Source organism: Sideroxyarcus sp. TK5 (assembly GCF_054601595.1).
Map to the genome: position 1 here is coordinate 137459 of NZ_BAAHSJ010000006.1, position 15395 is coordinate 152853.

Here is a 15395-nt window from a genome sequence, read left to right on the forward strand (position 1 = left end):
GATGCACACACTTGAATCCCTGCGTGCCGGCGAGCTGGCCGGAATGGAACGTCTCGACCTGAGCTGCGGCCTGGTCGAATTCCCGCGCGAGATCTTCGATCTTGCCGACTCGCTGCAGATCCTCAACCTTTCCGGCAATGCCTTGCGCAATCTGCCGGACGACCTGCCGCGTTTGCACAAGCTGCGCATCATCTTCTGTTCCGACAATCAGTTCACGCACGTGCCGGAAGTGCTGGGGCGCTGCCCCGAACTGGAGATGATCGGCTTCAAGGCCAACCGGATCGAGACACTCTCGCCTGACGCCCTGCCGCCCAAACTCCGCTGGCTCATCCTCACCGACAACCGCCTGCGCGAGCTGCCACCCGAACTGGGACGCTGCACCCGTTTGCAGAAACTGATGCTGGCCGGGAACCAGTTAGCGGAATTGCCGCAGGAACTCTCCGCATGCCGAAATCTGGAACTGATGCGCATCGCCGCCAACCGCTTCGAACATCTGCCGGAGTGGCTGTTCGACATGCCGCGACTGGCCTGGCTGGCCTGCGCCGGCAACCCGTGCAGCGACCGCAACGAGACCGCCGCGCTCGAACATCTGCACATCACACCCGTCGAGTGGCATCAGCTGGAGCTGCATCACCCGTTGGGCGAAGGCGCTTCCGGCGTGATCCATCGCGCGCATCACTATGCACGCAACGAAGCAGTCGCGGTAAAACTATTCAAGGGCGCACTCACCAGCGACGGCCTGCCGCGCAGCGAGAAGGCCGCCAGCATCGCCGCCGGCGACCACCCCGGCCTGATCCCCGTCCTCGGCAAGGTGAGCGACCATCCCGAGCAGACGCCGGGACTGGTGATGGCGCTGATCGATCCCGCCTTCCGCAACCTGGCCGCGCCCCCCAGCCTCGCCTCCTGCACACGCGACATCTATGCCGAGGATCTGCGCTTCAGCCTGCCGCTCGCGCTCGACATCGCCTGCGGCATCGCCGCCGTAGCGGAACATCTGCATGCGCGCGGCATCCTGAACGGCGACCTGTATGCGCATAACATCCTGTGGAACGACGACGGCGACTGCCTGCTGGGCGACTTCGGCGCGGCCTCCTTCCTGCCGCAGGACGCGCGGCGAGCCGCAGCGATGCAGCGCATCGAGGTGCGCGCCTTCGCCTGCCTGCTGGAGGAGCTGCTCGATCGTTGCGAGACCACCGATGCCGCCAACATGCTGGCGCTGCGCGCATTGCAACAGCGCTGCGCCAACGCTGATGTCCGCAGCAGGCCGCTGTTCGCCGACATCCATCGCGGACTCACCGAACTGGACGGGCGCATCCCATGAATAGAACCGCACCGGGCAAGGCCGACATCGCATCGATGGCGCCGTTCATCGGACTGCCGCTCGATCGCATCCACGTGCCTGCCACGCAGGAAGGATATGCCGCCGCCACGGCGGAGATACTGGCGGCAGGCACCGTCGGTTTCGATACCGAGTCGAAACCCACCTTCTCCGTCGGCGAGTCCAGCGACGGGCCGCACGTGGTGCAGTTCGCCCTGCACGACAAGGCCTACCTGTTCCAGACCCACCGCGCCGACTGCCATCCCTTCCTGATAGCGCTGCTGCAGTCGCCGCAGTTGCTCAAGGCCGGCTTCGGCCTGCGCTCTGACGGCAAGCACATCCAGGCCAAATTCGGCATACGACCCGGCGCACTGGTCGATCTCAACCAGGTGTTCAGCAGGGACGGTTTCCAGAAGGAGATGGGCGTGCGCAACGCCGTCGCGCAGATGTTCGGACAGCGCTTCATCAAATCGCGCAAGGTCACCACATCCAACTGGGCGCTGCCGGAACTCAGCGCGCAGCAGAGGCTGTACGCGGCCAACGATGCCTATGCGGCGCTCAGAGTACTGCAGGCACTGGCTATCCCGCGCGCATCCCTGCCCGTGATGGATGAGAACCTGCCGCAGCAGGGGATGCACACGGACGACACGCAGTCATAGCAGCGCCTCGGTCCACTGCATACCGCCCCAGCCGATAGTCCGGATCGGTATAGGGATTTTCCTACTCCCGCTCAGCGCGGGACTACGCACGAATCAAGAAGTGCTGACTGCAAATCATGTATCGCCCGTATATCTTTCACTCCCGAATGTGGCCGATAGCGCCGTGCCGGCGATGCGCGCGGCAGACACATCTCGCGGGGCAACCACTGCCGTACCGCATGGCCGGATAACAGGGAGAACAGACATGAAGATCAATATGCCAGTCACCGATGTCGAGCGACGTTTCGACGCGGACGAATACATCGTCTCCAAGACCGACTTGAAGGGACGCATCACCTACATCAACCGTCCCTTCCTGGAGATCAGCGGCTTCACCGAGCAGGAGCTGCTGGGCGCGTCGCACAACATCGTGCGCCACCCCGACATGCCGCCCGAGGCCTATCAGGATCTGTGGCGCACCCTGCAGCGCGGCAAGCCCTGGCGCGGCATGGTGAAGAACCGTTGCAAGAACGGCGACTACTACTGGGTCGAGGCGAACGCCAACCCGATCTGGGAAGACGGCAAGATCACCGGCTACATGTCGCTGCGTACCAGGCCCGCCGCAGATCAGGTGAAAGCTGCCGAACAGATCTACGCCCGCTTCCGTGCCGGCACGGCCCGTGGTCTGTGTATCAGGGAAGGTAAAGTGGTCCCCACCGGTCTGCGCGGCAAGCTGGCCGCCCTGGGCGAGCTGAGCATCCGCACCCGCCTCACGTTCGCCTGCATGCTGACCGGCCTCGCCATCCTGGCGCTGGGCGGTGAACCATTGCTCGCCCTCGCACGCGGCAACGGCAGCGTGACAGACAACGGCGCGGCCGGGCTGCTGGCCGCATCCGCGCTGATGACGCTGGGTTGGCTGTGGTGGTTCCTCACGCGCAAGGTGCTGCAGCCGCTCGGCCAGGCCGTGCAGGCCTGCCAGGTCATCGCCGCCGGCGACGTACGGCTGCTGAAGTCGGATGCATACAGCAGCGAAGTCGGACAACTGATGCACGCGATCAACACCATGGCCGGCAACATCGCCAGCATCGTCGGTGATGTGCGCAGCGCGGCCGGTGAACTGGCCTCGGCCTCGGAAGAGATCAATGCCACGGTGCAACACCTGAGCCACGCATCCAGCCAGCAGGCCTCCAACGTGGAAGAGATCAGTGCCTCCATGGAAGAGATGGGCACGTCGATCCAGAACACTGCCGAGAACACGAAAGTGACCGACCAGTTCGCCGCACAGGCGGCCGCCCAGGCGACCGAGGGCAGCGCGGTGGTGCGTCAGACCGTGACGGCGATGAAAGAGATCGCCGACAAGATCGGCATCATCGATGACATCGCCTACCAGACCAACCTGCTGGCCCTGAACGCCGCCATCGAGGCCGCCCGCGCCGGCGCGGCTGGACGCGGCTTCGCGGTGGTCGCCACCGAAGTGCGGGCCTTGGCCGAACGCAGCCAGATTGCGGCACAGGAGATCGGCAATGTGGCAGGCGGCAGCGTCGAACTGGCGGAGCGCGCCGGCAAACTGCTGGAACAGATGGTGCCGGCGATCACCAAGACCTCCAGCCTGGTGCAGGAGATCGCCGATGCCAGCTCGGAGCAATACAGCGGCGTGGCGCAGATCAATACCGCGATGCTGCAGATCAGCCAGAACACGCAGGGCAACGCCGCCGGCAGCGAACAACTCGCCGCCACCTCGCAGGCACTGAACGGCCAGGCCGAGAACCTGCAAAAACTGGTTGGGTTCTTCAGGACGGGTGCGGCCGTCCCCGTCGCAGCAGGCAGGCAACCGGTGCAGCACGCCGCCGTGCAGCCCGCGCCCTCCTATGCCTGAGCGCGTGGCGCGCTAGGCGTGCGCTTCCAGCGCGGCCAACGCCTCCGCCGCGATCTCGCGCACTTCCGCGTTCGCATCATGCAGACGGGCACGCAGCGATGTACGCGCCTCCGCGATACCGCTCAGACCGAGCAGATGGCAGGCATCGGCCCGCACGCGATGGTCGGCATGGCGGCTCAGTTCCACCAGCTCGGGCAGCAAGTCCCCCAACGCCGGTGAGCGGGCATAGGATTCCAGCAAGGCGCTCACCCCGAGCCGCACTTCCAGATTCGCCGCAGGATCGGCCACGATAGAAAGCAGCGGCTTGAGACGCCGCGTGTCTGCATGGATGAATGCGCTGGCCTGCGCATAGCCGCCTTCCTGCAACAGATGGGCGACATAGTGCGCCGTCCCTTCCTCTCCGTGCGCCCAATCCACCCACTGCCGCAACTCGCCCAGTGTGCGCGCGCCGGTCAGGGTGAACACGCCCAGCTTCAGCCAGGGAGCCGCGCGCACGCCATACTCCCGCGCCAACGCGGGATTCTCCGCCGCATCCACCACGCGCAACTGCCCGATCTGCCCCTCGTTCAGCAACACGCCTAGGGCTTGTTTCACCGTCGCGCAATGCGGACAGTTCGGCGTCACGAACAGCAGGGCGTCGGGCGGATAGTTGGTCATGGCAGCCAGTCGCGCAGCGCGTTATCGGTCCAGCGCCACAGCGCATCGTCCAGCTCGTGATCGGAGGCCAGCGCGGAGCACTGCGCCACTTGGCAATCGTCGAAATAGCGCCCCGTCACACCCTGCACTTTGGGAGAGGTCGCCAGATAGATCGACGTGCGCGCGCCGTGTTGCAGCGTATCGCCCTTCATGTTGAAACCGGTGTGCAACAGCTTGGTGTCGATCACGCCCGGATGCAGGCTGTTGGAACACAGCCAGGATTCGCGCTCCGCCAGCGCGTTGGCGAACAGCGTGTCGGCCAGTTTCGAATTGGCATAGGCGTGATAGGCATCGAACTCGCGCTCTGAATTCATGTTGTCGAACGCGATGCGCCCGCTCTGATGCGCGACGGAACTCACCGTCACCACCCTGGGATCGCCCGACCGTTTCAACAGCGACAGCAACCAGCGCGTCAGCACGAACGGCGCGAAGTAATTCACCGCCATCGTCATCTCGAAACCGTTCGGTGACAGTTGCCGCGTTGTCATGTACACACCCGCGTTGTGCAGCAGCACATCCAGCCTCGGTAGTCGCGCGTTCAGTTCCTGTGCCATCTGCACCACCTGCCCGAGGTCGGCCAGGTCGGCACAGGCGGTCTGCAATCTCGCTTCCGGCACCGATTCGTGGATCTTGTCCGCCGCCCGCAAGGCTTTCTCCGCATCGCGGCTATGCAGCACCACCTCGTGACCGAGTTGCGCCAGTTCCCTCGCCGTTTCCAGACCGATGCCGTCCGTCGCACCGGTGACCAATATCGTGCTCATGCATCACCCCATACTTCAAATCCCGGAAAGTCGCCGCTGCCGGGCTCCACATCCACGTGCGACACCTGCGCCAGTTCCGGTCCGCGATGCGCCCACGCCAGTAGCGCATCCACTGCAGCGGACCCGCCCTGCACCATCGCTTCCACCGTCCCGTCGCTGCGGTTGCGGCACCAGCCGCTCACGCCCAGTCGTTCCGCTTCGCGCCGCATCGAATCGCGGTACCACACGCCCTGCACTCGTCCGTGCATCACCAGATGCAACGTCTTCATCTCATCGCGCATCCCGTTCCCCCTGCAGCGTCACCACGATGCTGCGGCTGCCGCCATGGTCGCGATGTTCGCACAGCCAGATGCCCTGCCAGGTGCCCAATGCCGGTCGGCCGTTGGCCACGGGGATGTTGAGGCTCGCCCCCAGCAGACTGGATTTTATATGTGCGGGCATGTCGTCTGCACCCTCATCCCGATGGCGGTAATAAGGCTCTTCCTCGCGCACGTTGCGGCTGAACCAATCCTCGAAGTCCTTGCGCACGGTCGGGTCGGCGTTCTCGTTCAATGTCAGCGAGGCGGAAGTATGCCGGATGAAGACATTCATCATGCCGATGCCGAACCCGCGCAACTCCGGCAGCGCACGCAGCACTTCGTCGGTGACCAGATGGAAGCCGCGCGGGCGGGGTTGCAGCTGTATCTCTTTCTGTAACCACATGGTAATCGAGCCTGAAATAACGAACTGGATGGCGCTTCATGTACTATCCGGACGACGGAAGTGCAGCGCACGATGAAAAGGCTATCTCTTCCCGGCATCTTTTACAACGCAAAATGCCAGCCCCATGACCGCATGATGATCAGCCATTATCCAGCACAGACGACCATGCAAGTGCGCCGATGCAGTCTGCGGCCCTCTCGCCTCCGCGCCGCAAATGCAGACATATTCAGCTTCCGTAGCGCCCCCTGCCGCCTGACACGCGACAGCGAGTGAACCCCACTCAAGAAAGGAGACCAAAATGGCCGGCTGGCTCATTCCCGTCATCAAATCCGTACTGCCGCATATCGGCACCATCATCTCCGCAGCGGCCCCGGTATTCACGCGCAAGAGCGGCGATAACGCCACCCTGCAGCAACAGATCACCGAACTGCAGAGCGCAGCCTCGGCCAACGATGCACATATCAAAGACCTCGCGGCACAGATGCAGCTCGCCATCGAAGCGCTGGAGAAAGGCACGCAGCTCGCCGAGAAAGGCTACCGGCATGCCATGCTGCTCGGCCTCGCCTCGTTCATCCTGTCGCTCAGCGCGCTGGGTATCGTGCTGATCAACTGAACGGACCGATATGGGAATGAAAAGTGTCTACGAAGCCGCCAGCGGACTGGACGGCCACATGATCCTGAACCTGCTGGAGCAATACCGCATCAGCGGACGCATCGAGGGCGAACATCTGCAGGGCGGCATGGGTGAGTTGCAAGCGTTGGGATTCGTGCGCGTGATGGTGGCGGAAGAGGATTACGATCAGGCGAGACAGATCATCCGCGAGTGGGAAGCGCTGCAACCGCCTGACGAACCGAACAAGCCCGCACCGCGCGACACGCTGGGCCTGCAGCTGTTCATCGCCGGCTTCATCCTCGGTGCAGCACTGATGTATGGGTGGATGCGACTGCCTGCAGCCTGACACCGCCGCACACTTCAAGCCAGCTTCAGCCTCACCTCGAAACACGCCCCGCCCGCCGGCCCCGCCACACAGCGCACACTGCCTCCATGCCGCTCGGCGATCTGCCGCACCAGCGACAGTCCCAGCCCATAGCTGCCTTCCTTCTCGCGACTGCCCGCCGGACGATAGAACGGCTCGAAGATACGCTCGCGTTCTTCCGGCGCGATGCCCTTGCCGTTGTCGCACACCTGTATCACGGCCTGTCCATCTGCTTTGACCAGACTTGCCTGCACCGCATCGCCGCCGTGCCGCTTCGCGTTCTCCAGCAGGTTGCGCAACAGGCGGCGCAGCAGGCGCTCCTCGCCCTTGATGTTCAGCGGCACCGCTTCGCACTGCGCGTCACTGCGCGCGCATTCCTCGGCCAGCAAGGCGGCCAGATCGATGTCGTCCGCATGCAGCGGTTCGCGCGACGCATCCAGCCGGCTGGCCAGCAATATCTCCTCGATCAACTGATCCAGCTCGGCGATGTTCTGCCGCACCTCGTGTTGCAACTCGGGCATGGGGCGCTCGGCCTGCATCTCCAGCGCGAGGCGGATGCGCGTGAGCGGCGAGCGCAGTTCGTGCGAAGCGTTCGCCAGCAATTGCTTGTGCGCCTGCAACAGCGACTCGATGCGTTCCGCCGCCTGGTTGAAACTGGTCGCCAGAGAAGCCACCTCGTCGCAACCTTTCGCTTCCACGCGCGTCTTGAAATCGCCCGCGCCCAGCGCTTCCACCGCCTGCTTCAGCCGCTCCAGCCGCTTGGTCATGCGCCGCGTCATCGGATAGGCCACCACCGCCACCACCAGACCGATCAGCAGCAACGTGAACAGGATGGGCAGCGGCGGGCGCGGACGCTCGTGCGGCGGTTGTGCCAAAAGCCAGCGGCCGTCGGGCAACTGCATCACCCAGGCCGATTGATGGTCCGGCCTGTGCAACCATTCGTTCTCCTGTGTGTTCGGCCCGGGCGGCATCAAGCGCCGTCCGGTATGCGCCAGCAGACGAAAGTCAGCGGAATACAAAGACAGTCGCGGCAAGGCGGGACGCGCCAGCCGCTCCAGCACTTCCTGCTGCTGTTCGCGCGGCGCATCCGCCGGCGGCAACGCCATCACGATCACATCGCGCACGGTCTGGAAGATCTGGTTCTGCGGCGAGTTCTTGCCCTGGAAATGCCAGAAGGCGGCGACCAGCAGCACCAGCAGCACCAGACTGGCGACCACACCCAGATAGATCTGAAAATAAAGTTTCCTCAAGGGCACCTCGAAAAATTCAAAATTCTAAGCAAGACAAGGCGCGAGCAAAAAATCGCGACGCAGCATATGTCTGATATGTAAGGAGTGATTTTTTGTGAGCAACGCAGTATTGCGACGAAGTTTGGATTTTATGAGATGCCCTCATGCTGCGTCCCCGTCCTGACTGCGCGCAAACACATAGCCCGCACCGCGCAGCGTGATGATGCGGCGCGGATGTTTCGGGTCGTCCTCGATGGCGGCGCGGATGCGCGAGATATGCACGTCGATGGATCGGTCGAACGCTTCCAGCTGCGCGCCCTTCACCGCATCCAGCAACTGCTCGCGGCTCATCACCCGCCCCGGCTTGTCCGCCAGCGCTTGCAACAGGTCGAATTGATAAGAAGTCATCTCGCACGGCTTGCCGTCCACGCGCACCATGCGCGCCGCGCGGTCGATCTCCAGTCGTCCGAAGCGCAACACATCACCGTTGGCGGATTTGCCGCGGCGCAGGATGGCCTTCAGCCGCGCCAGCAACTCGCGCGGCTCGAACGGCTTGGGCAGGTAATCGTCCGCACCCATCTCCAGGCCGAGGATGCGATCCATCGCCTCGCCGCGCGCGGTCAACATCAATACCGGGATGTCGGAGAACGCGCGCAACTGGCGGCACGCTTCCAGCCCGTCGCCATCCGGCAGCATCAGGTCCAGCACCAGCGCGTCGTAGTCCGCCTGCCTCAAGGCTTGCAGGCCGGGTGCGATGGCATGGCGCGCATCGACGCGATAACCCGCGTCGCCCAAGTATTGCTGCAACATGCCGCACAGGCGTTCGTCGTCGTCGATGATGAGGATGTGATGGTTCATGTGTCGTTCCAAATGACTCGCCCCGCATCATACCAAGCGGGGCGGACTTCAAAACGCAGTCATACCGGCGCAGGCCGGTATCCAGTTCGGAAAACAACTCCGGCGAAAGCCGGACTACATCGATTGTTTGTCCGCTACGCGGGTTGTTTGTTTTCGCTGGTTACCGGCCTGCGCCGGTATGACGTGCGAGGAAGTTTCATTACTCGCGATGCATCCAGCCGCGACGCTTCTCCATCTTCTCGGCCAGCTTCGCGCGCTGCTCGGGTGTCAGCACCTCCGCCACCGCCAGCATGGTCGAAGTCATGCGTTGGCTCGCCTCGTCCGCCAGCTTGATCTGCTCGGCACGCATCGCCTCGATGGCAGCCTTGTCCAGCGTAGTCGCGGCCATCAGCTTGCGCATCTGGATATGGTTGTCGCGTATCTTCCCGGCCAGCGGTGCGCCCTGCTCCAGCGCAGCCTTCACGATGGCGGAAGCCTTCTCCTTCTGCGCATCGCTCGCCTTCACATCGTCCAGCATGCGATCAAGGCGCTTGTCGGCGAACTTGCCCATGCGCTCCGTATCCATCTGCCCACCTGACATGAACGCCTGCGGCCCGCCGTGACCCATGCTAGGTTCGCAGGCCATCACCTTGGCCGAGAAGAAGCCGATACCGAACACCGCCAGCACGCCGATCACACGCGCCACACAATGGCCGCGATGGCCGTGGCAGCGATGGTCGTGTTTGCCGTGGCAGCGGCCTTCGGTTTCCTTGTTGCTATCTGTAGTGGTTTGCTCGCTCATGTCTGTCTCCTTGATCGTTGGACGCCGCACCGTGTTGGCGGCTGGATGACACTTTATGAGCGGGCCGTTGCCCGGATGTGTGGCAAAGGTAAAGTTTTGTGAAGCGTGTGCCACTCGGTCGCACCAATGTCGGCACCTCACTGCTGCGGCAAGCGGTGCGCTAGCGTAAGATCGCACTTAACCCGCTGTGACAAGAAAGCCCCCATTGAACGCGCCCACCCTGCCCTCCACCGAACGCGGCACCCACATCGCCCTGATCTTCGCGCTCGTATCCGAACGCCTCGCCATCCACTATGAACATGGCGCATGGCTGACCGAAGCCCAGGGCGCCACGCTCGCCGCCGACTGGCTCGCCCGCTCCAAAAGCAGCCTGCCGCTGAAACTGCGCAAACACCTTTCCGCGCTGAGCGATCAGGTGGCGAAACAGATCGTCACCACCACCAGCCGCGAGACCGGGCTCGTCATCTCCCATGAGATGCAGGAATCGCTGGACACACGTTACGAATCGGAGACCGGACAGGCCATCATGGTCGAGTGCGAACGCATGCTGGATGAACACCCGCCGGAGCCGACGGCATGAGCCTGCACTACGACATGCCGCTGTTCCGTCCGCCCTCCGAGGGAGACAACCTCATCATCCAGGCCACGCTGGGCTGCAGCTTCAACCAGTGCAGCTTCTGCGCCATGTATCGCAGCAAGCAATATGTCGAACGCCCATTGGACGAAGTGTTCGCCGATATCCGCACGGCCGCCGCCGCTTGGCCGGATGCGCATCGCGTCTTCCTCGCCGATGGCGACGCGCTGGCGCTGCCGACTGAACACCTGCTCGCCATCCTGCGCGAACTCGCAACGGCATTACCGCGCCTGACGCGCGTCTCCTGCTATGCCACACCCGGCAACCTCGCACGCAAAAGCAGCGCAGAGCTGGCACAGCTACGCGAACACAGACTCAACCTGCTCTACTTCGGCATCGAATCCGGATCCGACCTCATCCTGAAAAAGATCACCAAGGGCGCGACGCAACAGCGCATGGCCGAAGTGCTGCACAAAGCCAAAGACAGCGGCATGAAAATCTCCGCCACCGTCATCCTCGGTCTGGGGGGCACGCAGCACAGCGACGCACACATAGACGGCACCATAGACCTGCTCAACCGCGCGCCCGTCACCTACCTCTCCACGCTGCAACTGTATCTGGACGACAGCGTGGCAGCAGAATTCCACCGCAAGTTCGGCGAACCGTTCCAGATGCCGGACGACCTCGCAATATTGAAAGAACAAGAACGCCTCATCAGCGGCCTCAACCCGCCGCAGCCCGTCATCTTCCGTTCCAACCACGCCTCCAACGCGCTGGCACTGGCGGGCAACCTGCCCAAAGACAAAGACAAGCTGCTGCAACAACTGCAGGAAGCGATAGCCGGCCACCGCCCGCTGCGGCCGCTGTACATGCGCGGGTTGTAATGCCGCTCGGCATATACCCCGCTAGGAGGATGGCCTCTACGCGCTGATTCCGGTTAAAGTCTGTCCTGACACTTAATGAGGACGCAGCCATGGACACAGCAGAATTGAGCAAGGAACAACGCATCCTGCGCGCGATGCGCAAGACACTGGGCAGCGTCGTGCGCGACGCCACGCCGCTCGGCGGCCGCCCTAACCCGCTCGCGGAGGCCACCATCGAGGAGATCAAGGAATGCTTCGCGCTGATCTCCGAACGCGAACGCGAGCTCGCCGCGCAACTCGGCTTCGACGAATCCAAGCCCTACTACAACGACGGCAGCGAACCTCCGAGTGCGCAGATCATCAGTCTCATCAAGCCTGCCAAGCACTAGCCTAGTATTGCCCCTGTTCCCCTCGCACTAAGCGGGGGATATCCGCATTCCCCTGTCATCAGCATTGACACTCACCGCCCCGCTCACATAAAGTCCGGCCACTTGCAGGACTGCCCCACGCACATCGCGCCGCACGTACGGCGCGAGGCACAAGGCGGAATCCCCAGAACAGGATGGCTGGCGCAAGAAACATCCCGCACAGACGGGAATTGCCGGCACACGACTGTTTAAAGGGAAAGCAATAAATGATCGCTTCAGTCGCGCAAATCGAATCGCGCATGTTCCTCATCCGGGGAGAGAAGGTCATGCTCAGCCAGCACTTGGCTGAACTGTACGAGGTCGAGCCGAGGGCGCTGAATCAGGCCGTCAAACGCAATCTCGATCGCTTCCCCGAAGACTTCATGTTCCAACTCACACAAGAAGAATTCGCCAACTTGAAATCACAATTTGTGATTTCAAGTTGGGGCGGTATCCGTACTGCTCCTTACGCCTTCACCGAACAAGGTGTCGCCATGCTCTCCAGCGTCCTGCGCAGCGAACGCGCCATCCAGGTCAACATCGAGATCATGCGCACCTTCGTACGCCTGCGGCAGATGCTCGCCACCAATGCCGAACTCTCCCGCAAGCTCGCCGCGCTCGAAAAGAATTACGACATCCGATTCAAAGCCGTCTTTGAGGCCATCCACAATCTGATGACCCCGCCCGAAAACAAAAAGAAACGCCCGATCGGCTTTGCGCCATGGGAAAAACCATGACCCGTCCCACCAGCAATCCACTCTCCGCCACAGAACCCTGGAACCTCGTCGCCGATGGCTACGCCGAGACCACCATGCTCGTGTTCGAGGAGTTCGCCGACGAAGCCATTGCCGCCAGCCAACTCAAACCGAATTCCACCGTGCTCGACGTCGCCTGCGGCCCCGGCACCCTCGCGCTCAGGCTCGCGCAGCATGCCGAACAAATACACGGCATCGACTTCTCCGAAGCCATGCTCGCCATCTTCAACAAAAAGATCGAACAAGCCGGACACCGCAACATCGCCCTGCACTGCGGCGATGCGCAGACCCTGCCCTATGCCGACGCCACCTTCGACGCCGCCTTCTCGCTGTTCGGCCTCATGTTCTTCCCCGACAGGCAACGCGGCTTCGCCGAAATCCACCGCACGCTCAAACCCGGCGGCAGCATCGCCATCACCAGTTGGGCGCCCGTGGACCAATCGCCCGCCATGCAAACCATGTTCGGCGCACTGCGCGCCATCAAGCCCGACCTGCCGCAACCGCAACGCTCCGTCACCACACTGGAAAACCCCGAGCGCTTCAAACAGGAAATGGAAGAAGCCGGGTTCCGCAACGTCGAGATACGCAGCGTCACCAAAGCCTTCCCCGTCGGTAGCACCGCCGAATTCTGGGACAACATGGTCAAGGGCAGCGCACCGATACAGATGATGAAGAAGGGATTGGGCGAAGAGGTGTGGCGCGAGAAGGAGAAGCTGGCGCTCGATTATCTGAAAGAAAGATTGGCTGGCTTGAAGACTGGGCTGACTTCGGATGCTTGGTTGGGATTGGGTGTGAAGTAAAGTACACGAGGAAGCAAACATGAAAAAAGTCTCAATAAATCTTGAAAACTGCTACGGCATCGGCAAGCTATTCTACGAGTACGATTTCAGTCAGACCAATGCCTATTCGGTCTATGCACCCAATGGGTTCATGAAGACATCCCTGTCCAAAACCTTTCTCGATCTGAGCAGGAGTAAGGACTCCAGCGACCTCATCCACCCTGAACGCCCGACGAAGCGTGAAATCAAGGTTGAGACTGGAAGTGATTTGAAATCTGAACAGGTCTTCGTCATCGAACCCTACAACGAAAGTTTCGATTCTGAGAAGACCTCGCTGCTGCTGGTCAACCAGACGATCAAGAAACAATATGACGAGGCCTTGAAGAAAATCGAGGACAAGAAGAACGAACTCTTTAAGAGATTGAAACAGCGATCCGGTCTCACTGGAAGAACAGTGACTCCAGAAACCGAACTAATCAAACGTTTCGGTCAAACCTCAATCTATGACCTACTGGATAGCTTGGAAGCTAATGTCAGCGAGAAACCCGACGAGCGGCTGACGACCATCGTCTATGATCGGCTGTTCAATGACAAGGCGCTGGCACTTCTGGAATCCGGCCAGATTAGCCAGCAACTAAAAGACTATATCGAAAAGTACAACGAACTCATTGATGGTTCACCGATTCTCTCCAAGACCTTCAATCACTACCACGCCAAGACTATCAACAAGAATCTTGCTGACAATGGATTCTTCGCCGCCAGCCACTCGATCAACCTCTTCAACGGGAAGGCCAAGGAAGAAATCACATCGACCGAAGATTTAGAAGCCAAGATTGAAGGTGAGAAAACTCGGGTGCTCGCAGATAAAGACCTCAGCAAAAAGTTCGAGGAGATTGATAAGAAGCTGACCACTAAAGAGCTTCGTGAATTCAGAGACTACCTGCTGGACAACAAGGATATTGTTGCCGAGCTGGGCGATTTCAAGAAGCTGCAAAAGGATATATGGCTTGCCTATTTGTCCGCCGAGCGTGAGACCTATCTCGACTTCCTGAAGGAATACCGGATTGGCAAAGAAATCATCAAGCAAGCAATCGAAGCTGCAAAGCAGGAGGAGACCGAGTGGAAAGATGTCGTAAATGAGTTCAACAAACGTTTCAGCGTCCCCTTTACCCTTGAGGTATCCAATCAGGATGATGTGATTCTAAAAGGCACAAAACCTGAAATCTCATTCGGCTTCAAGGAAGATGCTCAGTCCAAGTTAGTCGACAGAAAGCTACTACTGGAAGTACTGAGCCAAGGCGAGAAGCGAGCTCTGTATATCTTAAATATCCTCTTCGAAATAAACGCCAGACTGAAGCAGGGACAGGAGACTTTGGTCATCGCTGACGACATTGCTGACTCGTTCGACTACAAGAACAAGTATGCCATTGTGGAATATCTGAAGGAGGTCTCTGAGCTGGACAAGTTCTGCTGCGTTTTCCTCACCCACAACTTCGATTTCCATCGCACCATCAGCGGCCGCCTGAACATCGACAGACCTTACAGGCTTTTTGCTGCCAAGAACGGCAGAGATCTCAGTCTCAAAGTGGAAAAATATCAGAAGAATCCATTCGAGACTTGGAAGAACAACCTAACAGAAAGGCGATATGCGATTTCGTCCATCCCCTTCGTTCGCAATCTGGCCGAATATTGCGGCAGAGATGCAGAGTTCAATCGCCTTACTTCCCTGCTACACATGAAGACCGATACTGCGTCGATTACTATCCAAGACTTAGAGGGGCTCTATAAATCGATTATCAACAAGCCGACTCTGATGCTGCCAGACCCGCAGAAACCAGTGATTGATGTCATCTATGAGCTTGCAGATGAAATTGCACAGGAAAACGACGAGCAGGCGGAACTCGAAAGCAAAATCATCCTATCCATTGCCATCAGGCTTAAGGCGGAAACTTTCATGGTCGGAAAGATAGCCGATCAGCCATTCGTCGATGGAATCACCAAGAACCAGACTATGCAGCTACTAAAGAAATACAAAGAAGGTTGTCCGCAAGAGAAAGAATCTATAGCCATTGACCTGCCCCCTGTAGCCCTACCACCGATCAGTAGTAAAGCCCTTGGGTTGCGAGCTTAAACTATTTCACTGCTCGATTGCATTGCTCCATCTTTGTTCTGCCGGTGCTG

The 15395-nt window shown here is 60.6% G+C and carries 18 protein-coding genes; 11 read left to right on the forward strand and 7 right to left on the reverse strand.

Translation table 11 applies throughout. From position 1 onward, the window contains the following. The first annotated feature begins 1 nt into the window (after position 1). The 3 genes from ACYPYQ_RS11320 to ACYPYQ_RS11330 all read left to right on the forward strand — a co-directional run bounded on the left by ACYPYQ_RS11320 (position 2) and on the right by ACYPYQ_RS11330 (position 3832). Positions 2-1321: a leucine-rich repeat-containing protein kinase family protein gene (locus tag ACYPYQ_RS11320; RefSeq protein WP_459723946.1), complete on the forward strand. Its 1320-nt coding sequence runs from the start codon at positions 2-4 to the stop codon at positions 1319-1321. Beyond that, complete coding sequence (locus ACYPYQ_RS11325) at positions 1318-1977, forward strand: 3'-5' exonuclease (protein ID WP_459723947.1); 660 nt, start codon at positions 1318-1320, stop codon at positions 1975-1977. Before ACYPYQ_RS11320 ends, ACYPYQ_RS11325 begins: the two co-directional genes overlap by 4 nt. Before the next feature lie 244 nt (positions 1978-2221). Beyond that, positions 2222-3832, forward strand: a complete 1611-nt coding sequence (locus ACYPYQ_RS11330) for a methyl-accepting chemotaxis protein (protein WP_459723948.1) — start codon at positions 2222-2224, stop codon at positions 3830-3832. Between the two features lie 12 nt (positions 3833-3844). Here ACYPYQ_RS11330 and ACYPYQ_RS11335 read toward each other — a convergent pair whose 3' ends face one another. From ACYPYQ_RS11335 to ACYPYQ_RS11350, 4 genes are read right to left on the reverse strand one after another with little or no spacing between them, the layout of a single operon-like run. Continuing rightward, positions 3845-4489, reverse strand: coding sequence for a thioredoxin family protein (locus tag ACYPYQ_RS11335; protein WP_459723949.1), 645 nt, complete (start codon positions 4487-4489; stop codon positions 3845-3847). Beyond that, positions 4486-5289 carry an SDR family oxidoreductase gene (locus ACYPYQ_RS11340; RefSeq protein ID WP_459723950.1) on the reverse strand — a complete coding sequence of 268 codons (804 nt, stop codon included), beginning with the start codon at positions 5287-5289 and terminating at the stop codon, positions 4486-4488. The genes ACYPYQ_RS11335 and ACYPYQ_RS11340 overlap by 4 nt, the downstream gene beginning before the upstream one ends. Further along, positions 5286-5570: an acylphosphatase gene (locus ACYPYQ_RS11345; protein WP_459723951.1), complete on the reverse strand. Its 285-nt coding sequence runs from the start codon at positions 5568-5570 to the stop codon at positions 5286-5288. Before ACYPYQ_RS11345 ends, ACYPYQ_RS11340 begins: the two co-directional genes overlap by 4 nt. Then, a complete protein-coding gene (locus ACYPYQ_RS11350; RefSeq protein WP_459723952.1) occupies positions 5560-5991 on the reverse strand; it encodes a secondary thiamine-phosphate synthase enzyme YjbQ in 432 nt (143 codons plus the stop codon). Before ACYPYQ_RS11350 ends, ACYPYQ_RS11345 begins: the two co-directional genes overlap by 11 nt. A 298-nt stretch (positions 5992-6289) precedes the next feature. On the opposite strand from ACYPYQ_RS11350, the gene ACYPYQ_RS11355 reads away from it, so the two are divergent. Further along, entirely contained in the window at positions 6290-6604 is a 315-nt protein-coding gene (locus tag ACYPYQ_RS11355; protein WP_459723953.1) for a hypothetical protein, read from the forward strand. A gap of 16 nt (positions 6605-6620) precedes the next feature. Beyond that, complete coding sequence (locus ACYPYQ_RS11360; protein WP_459723954.1) at positions 6621-6950, forward strand: putative signal transducing protein; 330 nt, start codon at positions 6621-6623, stop codon at positions 6948-6950. 14 nt (positions 6951-6964) lie between these two features. Here ACYPYQ_RS11360 and ACYPYQ_RS11365 read toward each other — a convergent pair whose 3' ends face one another. The 3 genes from ACYPYQ_RS11365 to ACYPYQ_RS11375 form a co-directional block, all read right to left on the reverse strand. Beyond that, positions 6965-8218 (reverse strand): sensor histidine kinase, encoded by a 1254-nt coding sequence (locus tag ACYPYQ_RS11365; protein WP_459723955.1) that lies wholly within the window; start codon positions 8216-8218, stop codon positions 6965-6967. A 141-nt stretch (positions 8219-8359) separates the two neighbouring features. Then, the gene (locus ACYPYQ_RS11370; protein WP_459723956.1) at positions 8360-9055 is read right to left on the reverse strand and encodes a response regulator; all 696 of its coding nucleotides are present in this window, start codon (positions 9053-9055) and stop codon (positions 8360-8362) included. 199 nt (positions 9056-9254) lie between these two features. Next, on the reverse strand, positions 9255-9836 hold the full coding sequence (locus ACYPYQ_RS11375; RefSeq protein ID WP_459723957.1) for a Spy/CpxP family protein refolding chaperone: 582 nt from the start codon (positions 9834-9836) through the stop codon (positions 9255-9257). 205 nt (positions 9837-10041) lie between these two features. Between ACYPYQ_RS11375 and ACYPYQ_RS11380 the strand changes: the two genes are divergently transcribed. From ACYPYQ_RS11380 to ACYPYQ_RS11405, 6 genes are all read left to right on the forward strand, one after another. After that, positions 10042-10416 carry a hypothetical protein gene (locus tag ACYPYQ_RS11380; RefSeq protein WP_459723958.1) on the forward strand — a complete coding sequence of 125 codons (375 nt, stop codon included), beginning with the start codon at positions 10042-10044 and terminating at the stop codon, positions 10414-10416. Then, positions 10413-11294 (forward strand): radical SAM protein, encoded by an 882-nt coding sequence (locus tag ACYPYQ_RS11385; protein ID WP_459723959.1) that lies wholly within the window; start codon positions 10413-10415, stop codon positions 11292-11294. Before ACYPYQ_RS11380 ends, ACYPYQ_RS11385 begins: the two co-directional genes overlap by 4 nt. A gap of 89 nt (positions 11295-11383) precedes the next feature. Next, positions 11384-11662 carry a segregation and condensation protein A gene (locus ACYPYQ_RS11390; protein WP_459723960.1) on the forward strand — a complete coding sequence of 93 codons (279 nt, stop codon included), beginning with the start codon at positions 11384-11386 and terminating at the stop codon, positions 11660-11662. A gap of 245 nt (positions 11663-11907) precedes the next feature. Then, positions 11908-12417, forward strand: coding sequence for an ORF6N domain-containing protein (locus tag ACYPYQ_RS11395; RefSeq protein ID WP_459723961.1), 510 nt, complete (start codon positions 11908-11910; stop codon positions 12415-12417). After that, positions 12414-13235, forward strand: coding sequence for a class I SAM-dependent methyltransferase (locus ACYPYQ_RS11400; RefSeq protein WP_459723962.1), 822 nt, complete (start codon positions 12414-12416; stop codon positions 13233-13235). The genes ACYPYQ_RS11395 and ACYPYQ_RS11400 overlap by 4 nt, the downstream gene beginning before the upstream one ends. Before the next feature lie 19 nt (positions 13236-13254). Continuing rightward, positions 13255-15345, forward strand: coding sequence for a hypothetical protein (locus ACYPYQ_RS11405; protein ID WP_459723963.1), 2091 nt, complete (start codon positions 13255-13257; stop codon positions 15343-15345). The last annotated feature ends 50 nt before the right edge of the window (positions 15346-15395 follow it).

Excerpts from the sequence above, each read along its gene's own strand:
- ACYPYQ_RS11360 (WP_459723954.1), top strand. The coding sequence starts at position 6,621 with ATGAAAAGTGTCTACGAAGCCGCCAGCGGACTGGACGGCCACATGATC.
- ACYPYQ_RS11335 (WP_459723949.1), bottom strand. The coding sequence starts at position 4,489 with ATGACCAACTATCCGCCCGACGCCCTGCTGTTCGTGACGCCGAACTGT.
- ACYPYQ_RS11345 (WP_459723951.1), bottom strand. The coding sequence starts at position 5,570 with ATGCGCGATGAGATGAAGACGTTGCATCTGGTGATGCACGGACGAGTG.
- ACYPYQ_RS11370 (WP_459723956.1), bottom strand. The coding sequence starts at position 9,055 with ATGAACCATCACATCCTCATCATCGACGACGACGAACGCCTGTGCGGC.
- ACYPYQ_RS11405 (WP_459723963.1), top strand. The coding sequence starts at position 13,255 with ATGAAAAAAGTCTCAATAAATCTTGAAAACTGCTACGGCATCGGCAAG.
- ACYPYQ_RS11350 (WP_459723952.1), bottom strand. The coding sequence starts at position 5,991 with ATGTGGTTACAGAAAGAGATACAGCTGCAACCCCGCCCGCGCGGCTTC.
- ACYPYQ_RS11385 (WP_459723959.1), top strand. The coding sequence starts at position 10,413 with ATGAGCCTGCACTACGACATGCCGCTGTTCCGTCCGCCCTCCGAGGGA.
- ACYPYQ_RS11375 (WP_459723957.1), bottom strand. The coding sequence starts at position 9,836 with ATGAGCGAGCAAACCACTACAGATAGCAACAAGGAAACCGAAGGCCGC.
- ACYPYQ_RS11330 (WP_459723948.1), top strand. The coding sequence starts at position 2,222 with ATGAAGATCAATATGCCAGTCACCGATGTCGAGCGACGTTTCGACGCG.
- ACYPYQ_RS11400 (WP_459723962.1), top strand. The coding sequence starts at position 12,414 with ATGACCCGTCCCACCAGCAATCCACTCTCCGCCACAGAACCCTGGAAC.
- ACYPYQ_RS11325 (WP_459723947.1), top strand. The coding sequence starts at position 1,318 with ATGAATAGAACCGCACCGGGCAAGGCCGACATCGCATCGATGGCGCCG.
- ACYPYQ_RS11320 (WP_459723946.1), top strand. The coding sequence starts at position 2 with ATGCACACACTTGAATCCCTGCGTGCCGGCGAGCTGGCCGGAATGGAA.
- ACYPYQ_RS11390 (WP_459723960.1), top strand. The coding sequence starts at position 11,384 with ATGGACACAGCAGAATTGAGCAAGGAACAACGCATCCTGCGCGCGATG.
- ACYPYQ_RS11355 (WP_459723953.1), top strand. The coding sequence starts at position 6,290 with ATGGCCGGCTGGCTCATTCCCGTCATCAAATCCGTACTGCCGCATATC.
- ACYPYQ_RS11340 (WP_459723950.1), bottom strand. The coding sequence starts at position 5,289 with ATGAGCACGATATTGGTCACCGGTGCGACGGACGGCATCGGTCTGGAA.
- ACYPYQ_RS11395 (WP_459723961.1), top strand. The coding sequence starts at position 11,908 with ATGATCGCTTCAGTCGCGCAAATCGAATCGCGCATGTTCCTCATCCGG.